Raw genomic sequence first — 18,813 nt, 5'->3', positions numbered from 1 at the left:
TCAAAGCATAAGGCTAAGCAGCAGCAAAAATCCGATGAAGCTTAGAGCGTTGCCGAAGGAGCCGCCGATGTGATCGCCGAGCCGCGTCAACACGAGCGCGCCGCCTAGACGCAGACCTATTTGTAGCGCCACGCTCGCGATAAAATCCGCTACGCGCCGAAGTCCGCTGCGCGTATCGCCTAGCTCGGTGCTGCGGTTTTGGTTCCACAGTCCGCTTACGCGGTAGTCTTTGTAGCGGGCGCGGAGAATATCACCGTTTTGCAGCTCGAAGCTCTGCGGGGCGTCCTTTGTATTGGCGGGTGCCGCGGCTTCGGCGAAGCTGGCGGAATTTATAGAATTTGCTACGCTAGTAGAATTTACAGAGCTTGTAGAATTCGCTGATTTCGCAAAATTCTTAACGCTCGTAGAATTTTCTGCGTTTAAATTCTTAAATTCCGCAGAATTTTCGCCGTCCACAAGCTCCGCTAAATTTTGATCTGTGAGTATCCCGTCGGAAACGATCTGCAGCTTGCTATCGCCCGATAAATACACTCCGTCCAGCGCGAAGCCAAAATAATAAACGTCATCGCCTTTTAGCACGCGCACGCCGCTAGCACAGCCCTCCGCTTCGCCGCTTCGCTTGGGCTCTTTGGAGTGCGGAAGCGCTGCGAATATGCGTCCGAACTTTGCGGCGCGCCAGTCTCTTCGCATAAATCTAAAGCTGCAATACGCAAAAGGCGCGAGGACGGGCAGGGCTATCGCCACCGCAGGATCGCTCTTTTCAAAAATAAAGATTATGCAGTAGATGCTCATCGCGGCTAGCACTACGCCGAAGGCTGCGAATATCGCGGCAAGTGCCGTGCTACCGGCGTCCTTCCAGCGCTGCGCGCCTAAGCTTAGATTAACGAAATCTAGCGGAAGGGCGGAGGCAGTGGAGTTTGACAAAGCGCCGCCACGGCTCTCGCGGGTAGAATTTAAAGAGGTGGAGCCGCTTAAATCTTTGCAATTCAAACTCGAAGTATAAAGTTCCGTATTAGCGTTCGCCTGCTCGTTAAAGCCTTCGCGGATCAAACCCAAAGCGGCGGAATTTATGCCGCTGCGATCTTTGTCCGATAAATCAGATGCTGTAGAATTTTGGCGCGCACTTGCCGCCGTATCGCTATATGCGTCGCGGTTTGAATTTGCGGCAGCGGAATTTCCGCTACTTGGAGTTTCTCAGCTAGAGCGTGGCTCGGAATTTTCGCCGCTTAAACCTACGCCGCTTAAAGCCTCGCGATCGGAATTTAAGCCTCTCAAAGCTTCGCGGCTGGAATTTGAGCTTGAAGCCTCATATATCACCGCCAGCTCGTCGCCCTCGCGTATCGGCAGATAAAGTCCGTCTCTTTTTAAGTCTAAATTTCCCGCAAAGCGCAAGCCCTCCAGCGTAAAGCTAAATTTAGCCGCACCTGCAGCCGCGGGCTGTAGCTTCAAATCCCTGGCCGTGCCGCGAGCAAGCTTGATACGTAGCGGCGAAAGAAATTTAGCAAACCTCATGCGTGCCTTTGAGATCTCGCAAAATTCCGTTCCTCCTATTTCGCGGCGGATTTTTTGCGGATCTGGATATTGATGAGCTCAACAAGCAGCGAAAACGCCATCGAGAAGTAGATGTAGCCCTTAGGTATGTGAAAGCCCAGGCCGTCGGCGATCAGCGAGACGCCCACCAAAATCAAAAATGCAAGCGCTAAAATTTTGATCGTCGGGTTTGTGTCCACGAAGCGCGCGATCGCGCTGCTAGCGAGCATCATCACGCCCACGGCGATGATCACTGCGAGGATCATCACGGGTAGGTGCTGCGCCATGCCCACGGCGGTGATGACGCTGTCGAGTGAAAAGATAATGTCCAAAACGGCGATCTGCACGAGCGTGCCGCCGAAGCTTGCCTTGCCGCTGCTAGCGCTGCGCTCGTGTGCCTCGCCCGTAGCGCTGGAGTGGATCTCGAGCGTGGATTTGACGAGTAGAAACAATCCGCCGCCAATCAGCACGAGGTCGCGTCCGCTAAAATCGCGCGCAAGCACGCTAAATAGCGGCTTAGTTAGCCCCATGATCCAGCTTAGGCTAAGAAGTAGCAGTATGCGCGTGAACATCGCAAGCGCGAGCCCCATTATACGGGCGCGCCCGCGCTGCGCCTCGGGCAGGCGGCCGCACAAAATCGCGATAAAGATGATATTGTCGATGCCAAGCACGATCTCAAGCCCCGTGAGCGTCGCCAGGCTGATCCATGCCTCAGGTGAGGCGATCCATTCAAACATCGGTTTCCTTTGGGTGAAATTTAAGCCGTGATGATAGCGAAAGTTTGGTTAAAATTTCTAAATTTTACCGCCTTCGTGTGCGAAACTGCGCGGGGAATTTCGGCGATGCGATGCGGACGGTTTATCTTGGAATTTTACCGCAAATTTATCGTGGCAAAATTGCGGCGCGCGGAATTTCGTAGATTAAGAGCGTAGAATTTTGGCGGCGAAATTTTAAAATTTAGGCTCTAAATTTATACGTTTTTAAGCAGGGGGGGGGGTAGCATTATTTTCAGAATTTATCTCAAAGGAGCGAAGATGAAATATGCACTAAGTGTCGCGCTTGCGACATTGATTTTAACAGGATGCGGCGCAGACGAAGTAGAGCTCGTGAAAAACTATACTCTGCCCGATTTTAAGTCGATGAGTATCGGCACGGCGATCGAGGGCTCGAAAATGTGTAAAAATATCACGTGGAGCAAAGAGGAAAACGGCGGATTAAAGACGGTCAAAATGGTTTGCGACCTGAATATGGAGAAAGTACTGGCAAATATTATAGAATCAAATAAAAAGCGCGAGCAAGATATGTTGAGCCGTATTTTAGATAGTGCCATGATCTTTTGTGGAGGAAAGACTTATGATAAGCAAGATCTGCTTAAGATAGCGAACGAGCATTGCAAAATAAACAATGCGAAATTTCAAGAAACGCTCAAGACTAAAGGGAAAATAGATTATGACGATCAAAAAATGCTAGTTGATTGTGACGATACGTTAAAAGATGAAATACTAAAGCCCGGCGATTCTAGAATTAACAAAACAAATTCTATGGGTGAGATTACGATGTTTTTGAAAGAAGCCGCTTATTTGTCGCAACTAACGCCCGAACAAGAAAAAGCGCAGCTAGGAAAAGCGGCAAAGCTATCATCCTCCACGATTGAGCTAAATTTTGTGGTAAATGCCGACAAGAGCGTGAGTTTATCCGATAAATTTAAATTTACCCAAGACGGCAAAGAAGATTCCAATAATAGAATAAGCTCAAAAAAGATTCTTACGGGCTTCTACGAAAGGCAATAAGCGCCTGAACTAGCAGCTAAATTTGATAAAATTTTAAAATTTAGCCGCCTTTTTATATCAAAATTTCATCCAAAATTTTGCGCGCGGTTTTAAATTTAAAGCACGATGCCTTCTCGTCGCCAAGGCTAAATTTAAATTTTAGCTTCATTGCGGCGCGGGGGCTGAATTTTCGCTGCGCGAAATTTTAAATTTTATTCAACATACCGCGCGGCGCGGATAAGCTAGCGAGCCGAGCTTGAGGTTTTAGATAAAATTCGACCTTGTACGGACTCTTACGAGATACAAAAGTACGGATTAAAATTCCTGTAAACAGCGCAAGAGTAGACTATAGCCGAGAGCGCAGGCTGTGGGCTATTAAATTTCTTGCTAGCTAGCCAAAAAGCGTATTCTGCCCGCCGAAACTAGCGACTCGCCGTATTAACCAAAATTGGAAGTTTGTGCCTTCGAGTATGAGTTTCGGCGCCGTTTTCCGACGGAGTATCAGTCTAAATCAGCGCACTTCGTCTTTGGATATTAGTTTTGTACCGTCCAAAATATCAACCGAAATCGGCGGTTTTTCCTCGCTGATCAAGCAAGCTTGCTGCCGCGTTAATCAAACAGCGAGGGTTGCAGCGATTTGATCTTGTAGCTTGCGCGGTGAAAAGGCGTGAGCCCGTACTGCTCGATCGCCGCGATGTGTGCGCGCGAACCATAGCCTTTGTTTTGCGCGAAACCGTATTGCGGGTAGCGCTGCGCGAGCTCATACATCGTGCGGTCGCGCGTGACCTTGGCGAGGATGCTCGCCGCGCTTACTTCGGCGATTTGAGCGTCGGCCTTTACGAGCGTCTGAAGCCCGCGTACGCCGAAGTTTGCGTTACCGTCGTAGATGATCTGTCCGCTAAAACCCATAAAATACGCGAGAATCTGCTCAAGCGCCGATCTTAGACACGAGCTTAGGCCCGCCTCATCGACCTGTGCGCTTGAAATTTCGACGATTTTATAGCGCGAGTTTTTGGTGATCTGGGCGTAAAGCTCCTCGCGGCGCTTCTCGCTTAGCTTTTTGCTATCGGCAAGTCCCGCGATCTCGCGCTGCAAGACGCAACCAGCGACGCAAAGCGGTCCTGCAAGACAGCCGCGCCCTGCCTCGTCGATACCGCAAATCTGCCCGCTCACTGCGCGTCCTTTCGCACGACTGGCGCAGCCCCGCTTAGCAGGTCGTGTAAGTTCAGCCTATCTTTGCGAAAGAAGCAGATCAAAAGCCCGATGACGCTAAAGCCCGCAAGCACGAAGCATCCAAAGCGCGCTAAGGCTCTAAAGAAGCTTACTTTGCGCCCGCTGCGAACGTCGATGAGGTAAAGCCCCGCGAGCTTGTAGCCCGGCGTCTGGGCGCTGCGAGCGTAAAATGCCGCGCAAATCGCGCCGTACGCGAGCCAGATAAGCGCGATCGCGGCTTGGTTGCGCCACAGAGCTTCCTTTGAACCCAAGACGAGATAGGTAACGCCGTAGAATAGGGGCATCGCGATGATGAAAAGATCGACGATGAAGGCCTTTACACGCAGAAAAATCGGTGAAATTTTAGCTTTTTGTTTTGCCATTTTGCTTCGTTTTGGATTAAATTTTAAAATTCCGGCGCGCTAAATTTAGAGCCTAGAGGATAAAATTTAATCTCGTTGCGGTTTGTTAGCAGCAAATCGGCGCCTAGTTTCCGCGACTACCGGGCTTGATCGCCTTGCTTCCGGTAGCACAAAGCGGGCAGGTCGCAGGCTCGTAAATTTCAAACTCGAAATTGCCTAGCGCAAAAAACGGCTTATCCGCGGGCAGCTTGGCACCGCCCTTTGCATCGCTGCCCGCTAAATTTGCGACCTTACAAAATCCGCGATTGGCAAGCGCGGCAAAGCCCACGACCTCTCCGCCGAGGTCTTCGATGAGCTTTACGCTCTCAAGAGCCGAGCCGCCCGTCGTGATGATATCGTCGCAGACGATAAATCTCTCGCCCTTATGCACTTCAAAGCCGCGGCGCAGGCTCATCACGCGATCTACGCGCTCGGTAAAGATGAAGCGTTTTTTTGCCGCTCGAGCTAGCTCGTAGCCCGCTAAAATTCCGCCCAGCGCGGGCGAGCAGACGCTGTCAAACTCCACCCCCGCCCTTTTAATAACGGCGGCGAGCTCGTCTGCGAGCTGCCCTGCTAGCTGCGGATCTTCAAGTACTTTGGCACTTTGCAGATAGAATTCCGAATGGTTGCCGCTTGAAAGTAGAAAATGCCCTCGCAAATATGCGCCGCAGTCGCGATAGATTTTTTCTATATTCACAGCTCAGACCTTCAAAAGCTCGGCTTCTTTGGCCTTAACTGCGTCGTCGATTTTACTTGAGTAAGAGTCGGTGATCTTTTGCACCTCGTCATAGCCCTTTTTGGCGTCGTCTTCGGAGATCGCTTTGTCTTTTTCGAGCTTTTTGATCTCGTCGTTAGCGTCTTTGCGGACGTTGCGAATGCCGATTTTGGCCTTCTCGCCCATTGCTTTTGCTTTTTTAGCGTTTTCTTGGCGTTGCTCGACCGTCATCGGCGGAAAAAACAGCTTCACGCTCTCGCCGTCATTAGTTGGGTTTACGCCGATATTCGCCGCTGCGATCGCGCTTTCGATCGCCTTTAGCATCGGTTTTTCCCACGGCGTGATCGAAATCGTTACTGCATCGGTCGAAAGGACGGTCGCGACCTGATTTAGCGGAGTCTGCGAGCCGTAATAATCCACGAAAATATGATCCAGGATCGCCACGCTTACCTTGCCGGTGCGTAGCGTCGTAAAGTCCTTTTTCAAAGCCTCGATAGCTCGATCGCCGTTTGCTCTTTGCTCTTTGTAGATAGCTTCTAGCATTCAAATCCTTTAAATAAAATTTGCGAAATTATAGCGTTAAAAAAATAAGAATAGCATTTAAAAGCGCGGATTTTGCGCTTTTAAATTTTAAAATTTAGAGTTTATTTGGTTGTGTTTTGATCTGCGGAAGCAGCGCTGGCATTGGTATCGCTTGATGCTTGCGACCGAGCAGGTGCGCTAGCTGCGGTAGTGCCGGTCGCAGGAGCTGCTGGCGCTTCGATTTTCGTATCCGTCGCATTGCTCTCGCCGCTAATTATGGAATTTGACTCGGTGCTTGCCGGAGCGAAATTAGGCTTTGCACCAGAAGCAGGTATGGATGGCACGCCAGGGACAGCGTTTGGCACGGATTTAGTAGCATTTGCTTCGATCTTTACGCGATCGACTACGGAAGATTTAGCATCTTGCTGATAGAAATACGCAAGCACCAGTGTATTTATCACAAATAGAATTCCCATTGCGGCGGTAAATTTAGCTAAAAACCCCGCCGGACCCTTCGCTCCGAATAAGCTTTCGTTGCTTCCGCTGTATGCGCCAAGCCCAATAGAAGAGCTCTTTTGCAGCAGAACGGAGATCGTAATTATCACGGCGAAGACGACTTGTAAAACTAAAAATAACGTAGTCACTATAAAACCTTTTGAAAAAATTGAATTTGCGATTATAATAAAAGATTTATAAATTTTAAGTTAAGAGTGCACCGCACGAAGCGGTGCGTAAAATTTAGTCTCTACTTGCGCCGAAAATTCTTAGCAGCGAAAGGAAGAGGTTGTAGATGTTTAGATACATATCTACGGCAGCCATTATCGGTGAAGTGTAGGTGCCGTTTATAATATTTTTAGTATCGTAGATGATATACATCGAAAAGATTAAAGCCGAAAAAGCTGAAATCGCTATATCAAGCACGGTGCTTTTGAAAAAGAAGTAGTTCAAAAGGCTTAGCACGATAATAGCCACAAGCGATACCAATAGCGGCTTGCCCCAAGAGTCGAAATTTGTCTTTGTATTCATCGCATAAACGGTAAGAGCACCGAAAGTAATCGCCGTAGCCACAAACGCATGCGTTACTACATCTCCAGCGCCTGCTGCGATATAAATAGCGATCAATTTACCTAGAGTAAGACCGGTAATAAAAGTAAATGCAAAAAGCAAAACTAGCGCGATCGTGTTGGCGCCGCGATTTACAGCTGCTTGCATACCGAAGATCAGCCCCATTAAAACTACCAGATATAAAATCGGATGAAGAGCCAAGCTCACGCCGAAACTCATCGCCACAAAAGCCCCTGCCGCCGCAGCTATCATCGAAGCGGTTAGAAGCGCGTAGGTTTGTTTAATGGTCTGAGAGATTCGTCCTTGTTCCAGTGACGCGTCCGATAGTTCATAGCCGTCCGCGTAATTTCGTCTGTCGTATAGACTCATATTTTTCTCCTTCTTTTGATTTATGAGCGGGGAGTTTAGCGAAAATTTGGTAAATATATAATTAAAAATTCCTAGAATTCTATCTATTTATGAAAGTAATATATAATTCCCGACTTTTTTAAGGAGAAAGTATGCCCAGCCAGTTAATAAATGGAGCTATTAAATTTATGGAAGAAAATTTTGCCGAGCATGCCGAGCTTTTCGGGAGTCTGGCAAATCATCAAAAGCCCCACACACTTTTTATCGGCTGCTCCGACTCGCGCGTGGTGCCAAGCCTAATTACCTCGACGCTTCCAGGAGAGCTTTTCGTCGTACGAAATATCGCAAACGTCGTTCCTCCATACCGCATTAGCGAGGAATTTTTAGCGACTACCTCAGCGATTGAATACGCGCTGTATTCGCTAAAAATCAAAAATATCATCGTTTGTGGGCACAGCAACTGCGGTGGCTGCGCTGCGCTATTTTACGACGCAAAAAAGCTCGAAAAAATTCCAAACGTAAGGCGCTGGCTAAATTTAATGCAGCCTGTAAAAGACGAGGTCGAAAAACTCAAAGATCTCGGCACCGACAAGCGCGAGTGGATCACCGAGCGGCTAAATATTATAAATTCCATGCAAAATTTACTTAGCTTTCCTGGCATCAAAGACGCCTACAAAAACGGCGAGATTAAAATTTACGGCTGGCACTACGTCATCGAAACGGGCGAGCTATTCAACTACGACGACGAAGGCGCGCATTTTACGCTATTAAATAAGGGAATGGATTATGAAAAAATCTATAATTAGCTTTTTAACGATTAGTCTTTTTAGCGCCGCTTTAGCGTTTGCAGACCTCAACACGACCGGTGAGGGAAGCTTTGTAGAGACGAATTCTTCTACTCCAGAGGCAAATCTTACTTTAGAAAACAACAAAACCGAGATCAAAAAAGAGGTCGCTAAAATTTTATCCAAATCTCTCGGTGCAGAGGATGGTAATAAAACTGAAGTAATAAATATGATCGCAGAAAAGGTTGCTAAAACGGAGACTTCGCAGAAAAAAGCTCCTAACGGCGAGACGCTTATCTCTGTAATCAAAGAGATTAAAAAGCTAAATTTGCAGCGCAGCTCCCTGCTTAACGGCGGCGATGCCAACGCGAGCAAAAACGAGCTAGACGCCATCGATCGCAATAAAGCTAAGCTCTTTGATCGCCTACCTTTTGCGATTACGCAGCAGGATATGGATATCGAAAGCATAATGTCGTATGCGCAAAATAAAAAGAATATCCAAACTACGCTAAAAAAATACGCCAAAAAGCAGAGCTCTCCCGAATACGTAAATGCAAGCGCGGATTTAGAAAAGATGGAGATGGCAGAGATCTTTTATACCTCGCTTATGAAAATTGAGGATATGTTTGTAAACGGCGCAAGCAGAAGCGCGCTTGAAAGCGAGCTAAGTAGCACGCTACTAAATATCCAAACTAGGGATTTTAGCAAACTTAATGATTTGAAAAATAATCTAAGCAGTCAAGAGCAGATAGACGCCTTAGAGTCTAAAATCAACGATTTGAAAAACGACAAGCAGACCTACGACGAGGTGCTTACGTATCTATCGCGAAATAGCGATCTACTCGCAAGCAGCGTGGTTTTTACGAGCTTAAATTTTAAATCGGTGATCGATTATATCAACGATAAAATTCCGTTTAAGCTCAGCCACGTAAATTTCGGCAAGCTCATTCTAATCACGCTGATTACGCTATTTTTCTACTCGCTTCGCAGGCTACTTGCCAACATCATCTATTTCGTGTTTAAATTCTTCAATAAAAGCTTTTCACTAGATAGCGAAACTCTAAAAACGCAAGTAGTGGGCATTATCAAGCGTCCGATGGGTATTTTGCTGATCGCTTATTCGGTTGATATCTGTCTTAGTATCTTTTATTATCCAGCGCCTGTGCCGATAAAATTTGCAAATTTATTCTCGATCGTTTACGTGGTACTTTGGGCATGGCTCATCATTGAAATCATTGATGGTTACGGCATTGTCGTGCTTGGAAACATCACGAAAAAAGGCGTCAGAAAAGACATCATAAATCTAGTCGTTAAAATTCTATATGTCATCGTAATCATCATCGCCGCACTTTTGGTACTAAAGCGTCTGGGCTTTGACATCTCAGCGCTTATGGCATCGCTTGGAATCGGCGGACTTGCGATCGCGTTTGCGACCAAGGACATCATCGCAAATTTCTTCTCATCCGTGATGTTATTATTCGATAACTCGTTCTCGCAAGGAGATTGGGTCGTATTAGGAGACATAGAAGGAAACGTCGTAGAAACGGGCTTTAGAAAGACGACGATCAGGACCTTTGATAACGCTCTTGTTTTTGTGCCGAATTCCAACATAATGGCGCAAAATATCAAAAACTGGAGCCGCAGGAAGGTAGGACGGAATTTAAAGCTTACCGTAGGCGTCGAATACGGCGCGAGCACGGCTCAACTGCGAAAGTGCGTAAACGATATCAAAGAGATGCTAAAATCTCACCCGGGCATCGCTCAATCTGCAGATACAGCATTAAATTCTAAAGATTTTCGTATGCGCTATAGACAAAATATGGTCTCTATCGACGATTTAGCGGGCTATAAAAGCACTATGTTCGTGGCGTTAGATAGCTTTGGCGATTCGTCTATTAATATTTTAGTTTACTGCTTCACAAAAACCGTAATATGGGCAAATTTCATCCAAACTAAAGAGGATGTTTTATTTAAAATAATGGAGATCGTGGAGCAAAACGGACTATCGTTTGCCTTCCCATCGCAGAGCGTTTATATCGAAAATATCCCGGAAATAGCAAGCGAATGCGTAAAATCAAAAGTAAATTCCAACGACAAAGGAGAGCAAAATGGCTGATTTCGATGACTTCGAAGACGAAGAGTTCGATGAGGACGAATATGAGGACGATGATTTAATCGGAGGTGACGAGAGTTACAACTACAACTACGACGAGGATGATTACAGCTACGAAGACGACGACGGTTTTAACGATTATAGCGATTTGGACAGCGAGGATTATTAGTGTTTAGATCCAGGGCGCTGCCTTTTGATCCGCGCACGAATAAAATCGCGAGCTTGCAGAGTTTGAAATTTCATCACGGCGGGCTTTGCGAGGACTATGTCTCCGCCCTAAATCGAGACATTGCGGATACGCCGATACAAAACGCGGATCTTTTTACGATCATCACGCAGTCGTTCAAGGAGGCTCGCGGAGAGGAGTGCGAGTTTTCGCAAATTTCAAAGCTTTATCAAATTTGCCTAGGTTTTAGCCGTATTTTTAACAATGCCTCTGAAATTTACAACCACGATTTTTACTTCGACTGCATCGCGCAGCCAAGCGAGCCTAGTGGCGAGCTGGAGGACGCTTTGGCGCAGGCTTTCGGCGGGATGGAAAATTTTAAAAGCGAGTTTTTAAAGCGCGCGATGGGGCTTTTTGGCAGCGGCTGGTGCTGGCTCATATGCGACGAGCGCGGCACAAATTTAGAAATCATCACGACGCAAAACGCGGATACCCCGATCGCACGCGGCAAAATTCCGCTTTTAGCTTGCGATCTTTGGGAGCACGCCTACTACATAGATTATCAAAATGCGCGCAAATCCTACGTGGAGAATTTCTTGCATTTTGCGGATTTCGGCTTCGCAAGCGACGCCTATTCGTGGGTAAAAGAGCAAGGGCTTGGCTCCGTGAAGCTCTACATCGGCGAGCTTCATCCAGCCGCATCTTCGCGCTGCGATTGCGGCTGCTGCGGATAAAATTGGACTTTCGTTACACAGCTTCGAGCGCTGCGGATTTTCGGTTCTCTATGCCCGCCGCGCTCTAAATTTCAAATAGCTCCGCCTTTCAACGCTTCTTTTGCCGCACGGATACTGCGCCATATAGCCTGCGTTGCTCTGCGAGCGCTCACGGCTTGTCGGTTTGCCGCGTACTAAATTTACGTAAATTTGATTTTGAACCCATTTAGCGTCCACGGATTAAAATTTAAGATTTTTAATTTGAAGTTTGCTTGACTATAGTTCACCGCTCGTTACGCGCCAAATTCCGAGTGCTTCTTCTTTTCAGCGCTTATATCTTGTGCGCAAATACCGCGTTGCACGGACTCCTATACGAAATTTAGCTCTATATGGCTCTGCTTTCTTAAAATTTTTGCCACCTGCGTATTGAAATTTAACGCTACGAGCGAGCATCTTGCAAAATTTTAAAGTTGCAATAAGCCCATGAAATTTTCATACCGAAATAAGCAGCGCATTCTTTGCTTCCGTAATTATATACAGAGGCACTCTCTGCATCCCTGCTTTGTTCACCCATGCCCTATTCGTAAAATTTTGTTTAGTAAAGCGGTCGGCAAATTTTAAAATATCAGCCAGATAAAATTTGCCGCGCCAAAGACAAGGTTGCGGTGAATTTGAATTTGGGCCTGAATAGCACGGCTTGCGACTTGCGAACCGCGGTCTAAATTTAACAAAATTTGATCATCAAATTTTACTTTTTGGCAGTTGAAATTTTTAGCGTCGTTTCGGCTTGAAATTTCGCTTTAAATTTTAAAAATTTGCACCGTGCCAAAGTTGCTCGTTACGCGGAAAAAACAAGCCGCATCGAAACCAAGCTATGCCGCGTCAGGCGATACATGCGCGCTATGTGTGCCAAAATACAGCGTGGGGTTTTAACCGCATCAGCTCAAATTACGCGGCGAGCTGCGCTGTGCGAGACTTCGTTAATTAAAGCGCCGAGCCGTATTCGCGTGCCGTGTAAAGCCGCTCGGCGTAGAATTTTACTCGCTCGAAATGCAGCGTGCCGCTTCACAAGCACAAAATTTAATCCGTTAAGGCGCCACTTGACGGCGCGGTATATGTGTCGAAAACCAAAAGCCCAAGGCTCGCTTGCTTAAAATTCAAAGACATACTCAATAAAATTTAAAACCACGCTCGCTCGAAAGGTAAAGCTAAATTTATTTAAAACGCGAAGCTACGCTCGTTAAAACGCAAAATCTCGCTCGCTTTAAGTACGAAGCCGTGAGTGCTGAAAACGCGAAGCTACGCTCGTTAAAACGCAAAGCCGCATCTACTCAAAATTTTTAAGCCTTTTCAAAATTCCAAGCCCGCAAAATTTTAAAATTTAGCCCGCTTTACTCCCTCGCTAGCCCGTTTTTATCGGATTTGTCGCTGATTAGTTTGCCGCTTTCGTCGTATTTTTTGGCACGCACGAGCCTACCGCGCTCAAACTCGCCCTCGGCTTCGAGCTTTCCGTCTGCGTAGTAGTGCTTCGCCGTGCCCGTCTCGAGCCCATCCTTGAACGTGACTCTGGCCTTGAGTGCGCCGTTTTCGTGATATGTTTCATAAAGCCCGTGCTTACGCCCATCTCTGAACATTACCTTCGCCGCAAGCGCGCCGCTTGCGTAGTATTGCTTACTTGTGCCCGTTTGCCTGCCGCGCTCAAACTCGTATTCGCCCTGCAGCGCGCCGCCCTCGTAGTATTCGCGCACGACGCCGTCACGCTCGCCATCTTTGAAATTTTCTACTACGCGCGTCTTACCGTCCTCGTAAAACAACTTCCAAACGCCCTGTTTGCGGTCATCCTTGTATGCGCCCATCTGCTTTAGTGCGCCGCTTTCGTAATACCATTTTTCCGTGCCTTGGCGCTTGCCCGCTTTGTATGTTCGCACGCCGCGCGCTTTGCCGCTTTTGTAATAATCCACGTCCTTGCCGTTTCGCAGCCCGCCCTTATACGGATGGCGCGCGCTTACTTCGCCGCTTTCGTAGTAGTCGGTGAAAACGCCCTCGCGCCTATCCGCTTTATACGTGCCCTGCTGCTTTAGCTTGCCGCTTCCCTGATAATACAGCTTGTAAAAACCCTCGCGCTTGCCGGCTTTGTATTCGCTCTGCGATCTCAGCTCGCCGCCGTCTGCGTAGTAGCTCTTCGCGACGCCGTCGTATAGGCCGCCCTTTAGCGGATATTCGTTTGAGGGCTTATCTCTGCCGTCAAAGTAATCGCGCTGAAGCACCGCGGTGCCGTTCTTTACGTCGATCTCTCTGATAAGCGTGGGCGGCAGCGGCTTTGCTCTGGGGTAGACGACGCCCATAAAATTTACGTCGTAGAGATCCTCGACGCTATAATGCAGTACCTTGAGCGTCCCGCTGTAGGGCTTGTCCGCTACGAAATACAGGCCGTTTTTTAGGATCGGCTCGGGTTGCATTACGATTTTTGGCTCCAGAGCTTGCGCGCCTAGCGCCAAAAGCGGAAGCAGAAGCAGGAGCTTTAATGCGCTTGAAAAGATAAAACTTCGCATTAAATTTAAGCTCAAATTGAGCGAATTTTGCGCGGCTTTGCAGGTTTTCATATTTTGCTTCCTTTGGCTTGGTTAAATTTGAAGAATTTTAAAATTTGAAGCTAAATTTTAGATAAATCCTCACGGAGTTTAGGCTGTGGGTTTGGTTTATGATGCGGGCAGAGCGCAAGCCGTACCCGTAAGCCTCGCGCGCGCTGTTTAATGGAGCCGAGCGCTAAATTTAGGCGCGCTTTAACATATCCGCGACGATCGTCCACTCGCGTACCAGCCTTTCAAAATTAAAATTTGCATTCGCAGGGCTCGTGGACGGCAGCTTGACGGGCTCTTTGCCGGTCGCGTTTAAAATTTGAGTTTTTAGGTATTTTTCGCAGATTTCGTGCGCCCTGCTGCCGTTTGCGTAAACTTGTACGATGCGCGCGCCGCTAAAGATCGGCTCCAAATTTGCAGGCACGACGGCGGTCATTTTGGCGTCGCTCGAGCCCTTTATCTCGCAGCAGATCGCAGCGTCGTAGATGGCGATGCCGCGGGCGAGCAGGAATTTTATCTTTTCGTCCGTACTCGCAGGCGGCGGCGCGTTTAAAATTTGCGCCAGCACGCGCCAGAAGCGGTTTTGCGGATTTGCGTAGTAAAAGCCAAATTTACGAGAAACGACGGAGGGAAAGGAGCCGAGGATTAAAATTTTAGAATTCTCATCGAAAATCGGTTTAAAAGGGTGAGTTTGGCTCATTTTACACCCGCTTTGTATTCGCCGAAAACGCCCGCTAGAGCGCTATAAAATTTATCTTTCATTTTTACTTTATCTCTCGCAAATCCCCGAATTTCGCCCGTAAAGCAACTTAGAGCTGAAGTTGCGCGGCGGCAAAGATTTCGGCGCGCCTGCTTGCTCTGATACGGCGCGCGGTAAAATCCTACTGAGCCTGCCGCGACGCGATTTGGGTCTAAATTTCAGCCTTTGTAAATCCTAAACCGAGCTTTCGCGGCTAAATTTAGTGCCTCGCGACGGCAAAATTTTAACCCTCGCGGCAGTTAAAATTCCGTCCGCCGCCGCAACCGTCTCCGAGCCGCTGCACGCTAAATTTTAGGTACCGAGATTACGCGCACGAGCTCGCCTTTTTTGAGCTCTTTGACCTCTAGCGGCGCTACGAGCAGGACGCTATCGTCGTCTAAATTGTTTAAAATCGCGCTGGAGCCTTGCTTTTTACTTTGCAGGCTAACAAAAAGCCGCCCCTCTCTGTTTTGTAAAACGGCAGGCATAAACTCCAGCCACGGCGTCTTTTTTACGTAGTCGTGATCTAAGATTGCGCTAAATTCGGTGTTTTCGTGCACGCCGAAGGATCTTTGCAAATATACGCGCAAAAACAAAATGCACGTAATAAGCGCCGAGAGCGGGAAGCCGGGGAACGCGAAGATATATTTTTCGCCGGTTTTGGCTACGCGCACGTGGCGGCCCGGTTTGATCGCTGCGCCCTTTACGATTAGCTCAAATTTTGATTGTAGCGTGCTTTGCACGAAGTCGTAGTCTCCAACGCTCACTCCGCCGCTGGTTAGAAGTATGTCTGCGCTATGCAAGGCCGATAAGATCGCGCCTTCTAGCTCTTTTTCGTCGTCGCGCGCGATCGGCATTATCATCGCTTCGCAGCCTAGCTGCGTTACTAAATTTGCAAGCGCGATGTGGTTGGAGCTGTAAATTTGAGCGTCGTTTTCGAGTTTTTCGCCCAGATCCTTGATCTCGCTGCCTGTGGCTAGGATCGCTACTTTTGGGCGGACGAATACGCTTATGTGAAATAGACCAAGCTCTGCTAGCAGCGCGATCTGCGAAAAGCCGAGCTTCGTGCCGCTTCTAAGCAAAAGTTCGCCCTCGCGGTAGCTCTCGCCCGCCGCGCGCACGGCAAAGCCCGCCGCGACAGGCTTTATGACGACGATCTCGCCTGCTTGTACCTGCACGTTTTCGATAGGCAAGAGCGTGTCGCTGCCCTCGCACATTAGCCCACCAGTGAAGGTTTTGACGCACTCGCCCGCCTTTGCCGCGGCGCCAGGCATCTTGCCTGCAGGCGTCGTGCCGACGATCTTAAATTTTGCCCCTTCGCTTAGATCTGCGCCCTTTAGCGCGTAGCCGTCCATCGCGGCGGTCGGGCGGCGCGGAGTGCTAAAAGGTGCTGCAACATCGCTTGCCAAAATACGCCCCAGCGCCTGCGTGATCGCGACCTTCTCGATGCGCGAGGACTTTTGCACCGTGTTTGCGAAGCGCTCCATCGCGCTTTCAAATTTTTCAAATTCCATCATTTGCCTCCTACGATTTTATAAATTTGATCTTCATTTATCAGTTTTGAGTTAAATTTCACAACGAGTTCGCCATCGGTCTCGTAAATTTCAATAATGCCCTTTACGCCCTGTAGTGCGGAAAAATCGCCGCCTTTAGGAAAGTATAAATTCTTAAAAAGTTTTGGATCGCTCAGCCTAGAAAGTAGCACAAGCCAGATCACACCCAAAACCGCGACGCCAATGCCTAGCGCTTCGATACCAATTTTGCCAAAAAGTGCGCCGCCGCATAGCCCGCCCAAAAAACTGCCAAAAAATCCGAACGAATTAAAAATCCCAAGCGCGGCGCCTTTTTGAGCGACTTTGGCAAATTTGGACGCAAGGCTTTGCATAATGGGCTCATGCGCGTTAAATCCCACGAAAAAGAGCATCACACCCACCACGAAAGCGCTCGCCCCGCTAGCAAACGCAAAAATCAAATACGAAGCGATGAAAAAGCAGATGCCGATAAGTAGAATTTGCTTAGCTAGTGCGCGCTTTTCGCCTAAAGCGCCGCTCGCACCCATCGCAGTAAAGCCGAATACCGCGCCTAGAGCATAAATTTTGGTCAAATCACTTTTGGAAAGCCCGAATTTTTGCACGAGCAAAATTGGAATTAGAAAAAACGCTGCCGTCATGAAAGCTTTTTGAAAAAAATTCGTTAAATTCATAAGCATTAAATTTTTGTCACTCAAAAGTGAGCCGAGCGGGACCTTTTGACGCAGAGAGCGGATATGCGGTTCGGTAGGTACTACGAAAAAAAGCAGCATCAAACATAAAAGCGTAAGCGCTGAACTTAGATGAAATAGGCTGGCAAGTCCAAATTTGGCGCTTAAAAGCGGACTTAAAATCATTGCGACACCAAAGCTCACGCCTATCATTGCGCCCATTACCGCCATCGCCTTGCCGCGCTCTTCCTCTCGCGTAAAATCGCTAATTAGTGCGGTAGCTACGGCTCCTACGGCACCGCAGCCTTGCAAAAAGCGCCCAAAAATCATCGTATAAATGCTCTCACTCGCCGCGCAAACGCAAGCGCCCACGATAAAAAGCACCAGCCCTATCGCAAGGGTTTTTTTACGTCCGATCTTATCGCTTAGCACCCCAAACGGGGTTTGCAGGATCATCTGCGTAATGGCGTAAATTCCAAAAAGTAGGCCGATGAGATCTTCGTTGGCGCCGCGCAGGCTAAGGGCGTAGAGACTGAGCACCGGCAGCAGTATAAACAGCCCGAAAAATCTGGTAGCGATTATAAAACTAAGCGGCAGGACGCTTTTTAGCATTGTTGTGAACCTTAAAAGTATAAAATTTCTGGCGATTATAGCCAAAAATCGTAATGAATTCTTTGATTTTGGGTAAAATGGCGCATTAAATTTAAGGAGAGCGGATGAAAATTTTACTTGCGACGAGCAACGCGGATAAAGTAAAAGAGATAAAAGAATTCTTCGCAGAATATGAAATTTACGCGCTCGGCGAGGTGCTGGATCCTTTTGAGATCGACGAATGCGGCACGAGCTTCAAACAAAACGCACTTATTAAAGTTCGCGCAGTGTATGAGGCGCTAAAAAGTAAAAATTTGCAGAGCGAATTTTTCGTGCTAAGCGATGATAGCGGTATCTGCGTGGACGCGCTGGGCGGGGCTCCGGGGATATTTTCGGCGCGCTTTAGCGGAGCGGGTGCAACGGATGCGAGCAATCGCTATAAATTAGCAAGCGAGCTGAGAGCTTTAAATTTAGACTCCTCGCCCGCGCATTACACCGCGGCGATCGCGCTAAAATGCGCTCTGGGCGAATTTTGTACGCACGGCTTTATGCACGGCACGGCGATAACACAGCAGCGTGGGCAAAACGGATTCGGATACGATTTTATGTTTATTCCGCGCGGATTTTACCGCACGATCGGGGAGCTGTCCGCTGCGGTGAAATTTAAAATTTCGCACCGCACTAAGGGGCTAGCGCTGATGCAAATTTTATTAAAAAATTTAGAAAAACAGATGCGACTTGTTAAATTTCATTAAATTTAAAGCCGCAAAAAGCGGAATTTAAGAAAAAATATATATAATACGCTTTTCATTCAATCCACGAAAATCTACGGAGCGTAGCGCAGGCTGGTAGCGCATCTGGTTTGGGACCAGAGGGTCGAAGGTTCGAATCCTTTCGCTCCGACCATTGTGGTGAGTTTAGCTCAGTAGGTTAGAGCATCAGATTGTGGTCCTGAGGGTCGTGGGTTCGATTCCCACAACTCACCCCACTTTATGCGCTCGTAGCTCAATTGGATAGAGCAACAGACTTCGGATCTGTAGGTTGAAGGTTCGACTCCTTTCGAGCGTACCACTGATTTGATATTTTGCGCTCATAGCTCAGTTGGATAGAGCAACGGCCTTCTAAGCCGTAGGCCAGAGGTTCGAATCCTCTTGGGCGTACCATATTAAGCTCATATTAAGAGCTTTTTGGCTAATATGCGCTTTCTTTTTTGCGGATGTGGTGAAATTGGCAGACACACCAGACTTAGGATCTGGCGCCTCACGGCATGAAGGTTCAAGTCCTTTCATCCGCACCATCCATTCTACGCGTTCCGGATTAGCTCAGCGGTAGAGTAGGCGGCTGTTAACCGCTTGGTCGCTGGTT

Annotated in this window: 19 protein-coding genes and 5 tRNA genes; 11 read left to right on the top strand and 13 right to left on the bottom strand. The window is 48.0% G+C overall.

From position 1 onward, the window contains the following. The 3 genes from Q0323_RS09480 to Q0323_RS09470 form a co-directional block, all read right to left on the bottom strand. Positions 1–924, bottom strand: a complete 924-nt coding sequence (locus Q0323_RS09480; protein WP_298053887.1) for a hypothetical protein — start codon at positions 922–924, stop codon at positions 1–3. A gap of 270 nt (positions 925–1,194) precedes the next feature. Further along, on the bottom strand, positions 1,195–1,512 hold the full coding sequence (locus Q0323_RS09475) for a hypothetical protein (RefSeq protein ID WP_298053884.1): 318 nt from the start codon (positions 1,510–1,512) through the stop codon (positions 1,195–1,197). A 35-nt stretch (positions 1,513–1,547) separates the two neighbouring features. Continuing rightward, a complete protein-coding gene (locus tag Q0323_RS09470) occupies positions 1,548–2,267 on the bottom strand; it encodes a TerC family protein (protein WP_298053883.1) in 720 nt (239 codons plus the stop codon). A gap of 297 nt (positions 2,268–2,564) precedes the next feature. Here Q0323_RS09470 and Q0323_RS09465 point away from each other — a divergent pair, with 297 nt between their 5' ends. Continuing rightward, a complete protein-coding gene (locus Q0323_RS09465) occupies positions 2,565–3,320 on the top strand; it encodes a hypothetical protein (RefSeq protein ID WP_298053881.1) in 756 nt (251 codons plus the stop codon). A gap of 588 nt (positions 3,321–3,908) precedes the next feature. Here Q0323_RS09465 and Q0323_RS09460 read toward each other — a convergent pair. From Q0323_RS09460 to Q0323_RS09435, 6 genes are all read right to left on the bottom strand, one after another. After that, positions 3,909–4,472, bottom strand: coding sequence for a ribonuclease HII (locus Q0323_RS09460; RefSeq protein ID WP_298053878.1), 564 nt, complete (start codon positions 4,470–4,472; stop codon positions 3,909–3,911). Beyond that, a complete protein-coding gene (locus tag Q0323_RS09455) occupies positions 4,469–4,894 on the bottom strand; it encodes an RDD family protein (RefSeq protein WP_298053876.1) in 426 nt (141 codons plus the stop codon). The genes Q0323_RS09460 and Q0323_RS09455 overlap by 4 nt, the downstream gene beginning before the upstream one ends. Positions 4,895–4,997: 103 nt before the next feature. After that, positions 4,998–5,609: an orotate phosphoribosyltransferase gene (pyrE, locus tag Q0323_RS09450; RefSeq protein ID WP_298053873.1), complete on the bottom strand. Its 612-nt coding sequence runs from the start codon at positions 5,607–5,609 to the stop codon at positions 4,998–5,000. A gap of 3 nt (positions 5,610–5,612) precedes the next feature. After that, positions 5,613–6,170, bottom strand: a complete 558-nt coding sequence (gene frr, locus Q0323_RS09445; protein ID WP_297895901.1) for a ribosome recycling factor — start codon at positions 6,168–6,170, stop codon at positions 5,613–5,615. Positions 6,171–6,271: 101 nt separating this feature from the next. Next, entirely contained in the window at positions 6,272–6,793 is a 522-nt protein-coding gene (gene secG, locus Q0323_RS09440; protein ID WP_298053871.1) for a preprotein translocase subunit SecG, read from the bottom strand. A gap of 94 nt (positions 6,794–6,887) precedes the next feature. Further along, the gene (locus Q0323_RS09435) at positions 6,888–7,583 is read right to left on the bottom strand and encodes a Bax inhibitor-1/YccA family protein (protein WP_297880079.1); all 696 of its coding nucleotides are present in this window, start codon (positions 7,581–7,583) and stop codon (positions 6,888–6,890) included. Between the two features lie 131 nt (positions 7,584–7,714). Here Q0323_RS09435 and Q0323_RS09430 point away from each other — a divergent pair, with 131 nt between their 5' ends. From Q0323_RS09430 to Q0323_RS09415, 4 genes are read left to right on the top strand one after another with little or no spacing between them, the layout of a single operon-like run. Beyond that, a complete protein-coding gene (locus tag Q0323_RS09430) occupies positions 7,715–8,368 on the top strand; it encodes a carbonic anhydrase (protein ID WP_298053867.1) in 654 nt (217 codons plus the stop codon). Beyond that, the gene (locus Q0323_RS09425; RefSeq protein WP_298053864.1) at positions 8,349–10,463 is read left to right on the top strand and encodes a mechanosensitive ion channel family protein; all 2,115 of its coding nucleotides are present in this window, start codon (positions 8,349–8,351) and stop codon (positions 10,461–10,463) included. Before Q0323_RS09430 ends, Q0323_RS09425 begins: the two co-directional genes overlap by 20 nt. Next, entirely contained in the window at positions 10,456–10,629 is a 174-nt protein-coding gene (locus tag Q0323_RS09420; protein WP_005870938.1) for a hypothetical protein, read from the top strand. Before Q0323_RS09425 ends, Q0323_RS09420 begins: the two co-directional genes overlap by 8 nt. Further along, the gene (locus Q0323_RS09415) at positions 10,629–11,360 is read left to right on the top strand and encodes a superoxide dismutase (RefSeq protein WP_298053861.1); all 732 of its coding nucleotides are present in this window, start codon (positions 10,629–10,631) and stop codon (positions 11,358–11,360) included. Before Q0323_RS09420 ends, Q0323_RS09415 begins: the two co-directional genes overlap by 1 nt. Before the next feature lie 1,370 nt (positions 11,361–12,730). Here the strand turns inward: Q0323_RS09415 and Q0323_RS09410 are convergent. The 4 genes from Q0323_RS09410 to Q0323_RS09395 form a co-directional block, all read right to left on the bottom strand. Further along, on the bottom strand, positions 12,731–13,942 hold the full coding sequence (locus tag Q0323_RS09410) for a toxin-antitoxin system YwqK family antitoxin (protein ID WP_298053858.1): 1,212 nt from the start codon (positions 13,940–13,942) through the stop codon (positions 12,731–12,733). 169 nt (positions 13,943–14,111) lie between these two features. After that, positions 14,112–14,618 carry a DNA-deoxyinosine glycosylase gene (locus Q0323_RS09405; protein ID WP_298053855.1) on the bottom strand — a complete coding sequence of 169 codons (507 nt, stop codon included), beginning with the start codon at positions 14,616–14,618 and terminating at the stop codon, positions 14,112–14,114. 344 nt (positions 14,619–14,962) lie between these two features. Next, a complete protein-coding gene (locus Q0323_RS09400; protein ID WP_298053851.1) occupies positions 14,963–16,174 on the bottom strand; it encodes a molybdopterin molybdotransferase MoeA in 1,212 nt (403 codons plus the stop codon). Further along, complete coding sequence (locus tag Q0323_RS09395; protein WP_298053849.1) at positions 16,171–17,469, bottom strand: MFS transporter; 1,299 nt, start codon at positions 17,467–17,469, stop codon at positions 16,171–16,173. Before Q0323_RS09395 ends, Q0323_RS09400 begins: the two co-directional genes overlap by 4 nt. A 104-nt stretch (positions 17,470–17,573) precedes the next feature. On the opposite strand from Q0323_RS09395, the gene Q0323_RS09390 reads away from it, so the two are divergent. From Q0323_RS09390 to Q0323_RS09365, 6 genes are all read left to right on the top strand, one after another. Next, positions 17,574–18,203, top strand: a complete 630-nt coding sequence (locus Q0323_RS09390) for a non-canonical purine NTP pyrophosphatase (RefSeq protein WP_298053848.1) — start codon at positions 17,574–17,576, stop codon at positions 18,201–18,203. Between the two features lie 74 nt (positions 18,204–18,277). Continuing rightward, a tRNA-Pro gene (locus Q0323_RS09385) sits at positions 18,278–18,354 on the top strand. Between the two features lie 5 nt (positions 18,355–18,359). After that, a tRNA-His gene (locus Q0323_RS09380) sits at positions 18,360–18,436 on the top strand. Positions 18,437–18,442: 6 nt separating this feature from the next. Further along, positions 18,443–18,519 (top strand) — tRNA-Arg (locus Q0323_RS09375). Between the two features lie 15 nt (positions 18,520–18,534). After that, positions 18,535–18,611, top strand: a tRNA-Arg gene (locus Q0323_RS09370). A 49-nt stretch (positions 18,612–18,660) separates the two neighbouring features. After that, positions 18,661–18,745: transfer RNA gene (locus tag Q0323_RS09365), tRNA-Leu, on the top strand. Positions 18,746–18,813 lie beyond the last annotated feature (68 nt).

This window comes from uncultured Campylobacter sp. (assembly GCF_938030145.1).
Classification (GTDB): Bacteria; Campylobacterota; Campylobacteria; order Campylobacterales; family Campylobacteraceae; genus Campylobacter_B.
This window is presented reverse-complemented; position numbering and strand designations above follow the sequence as displayed.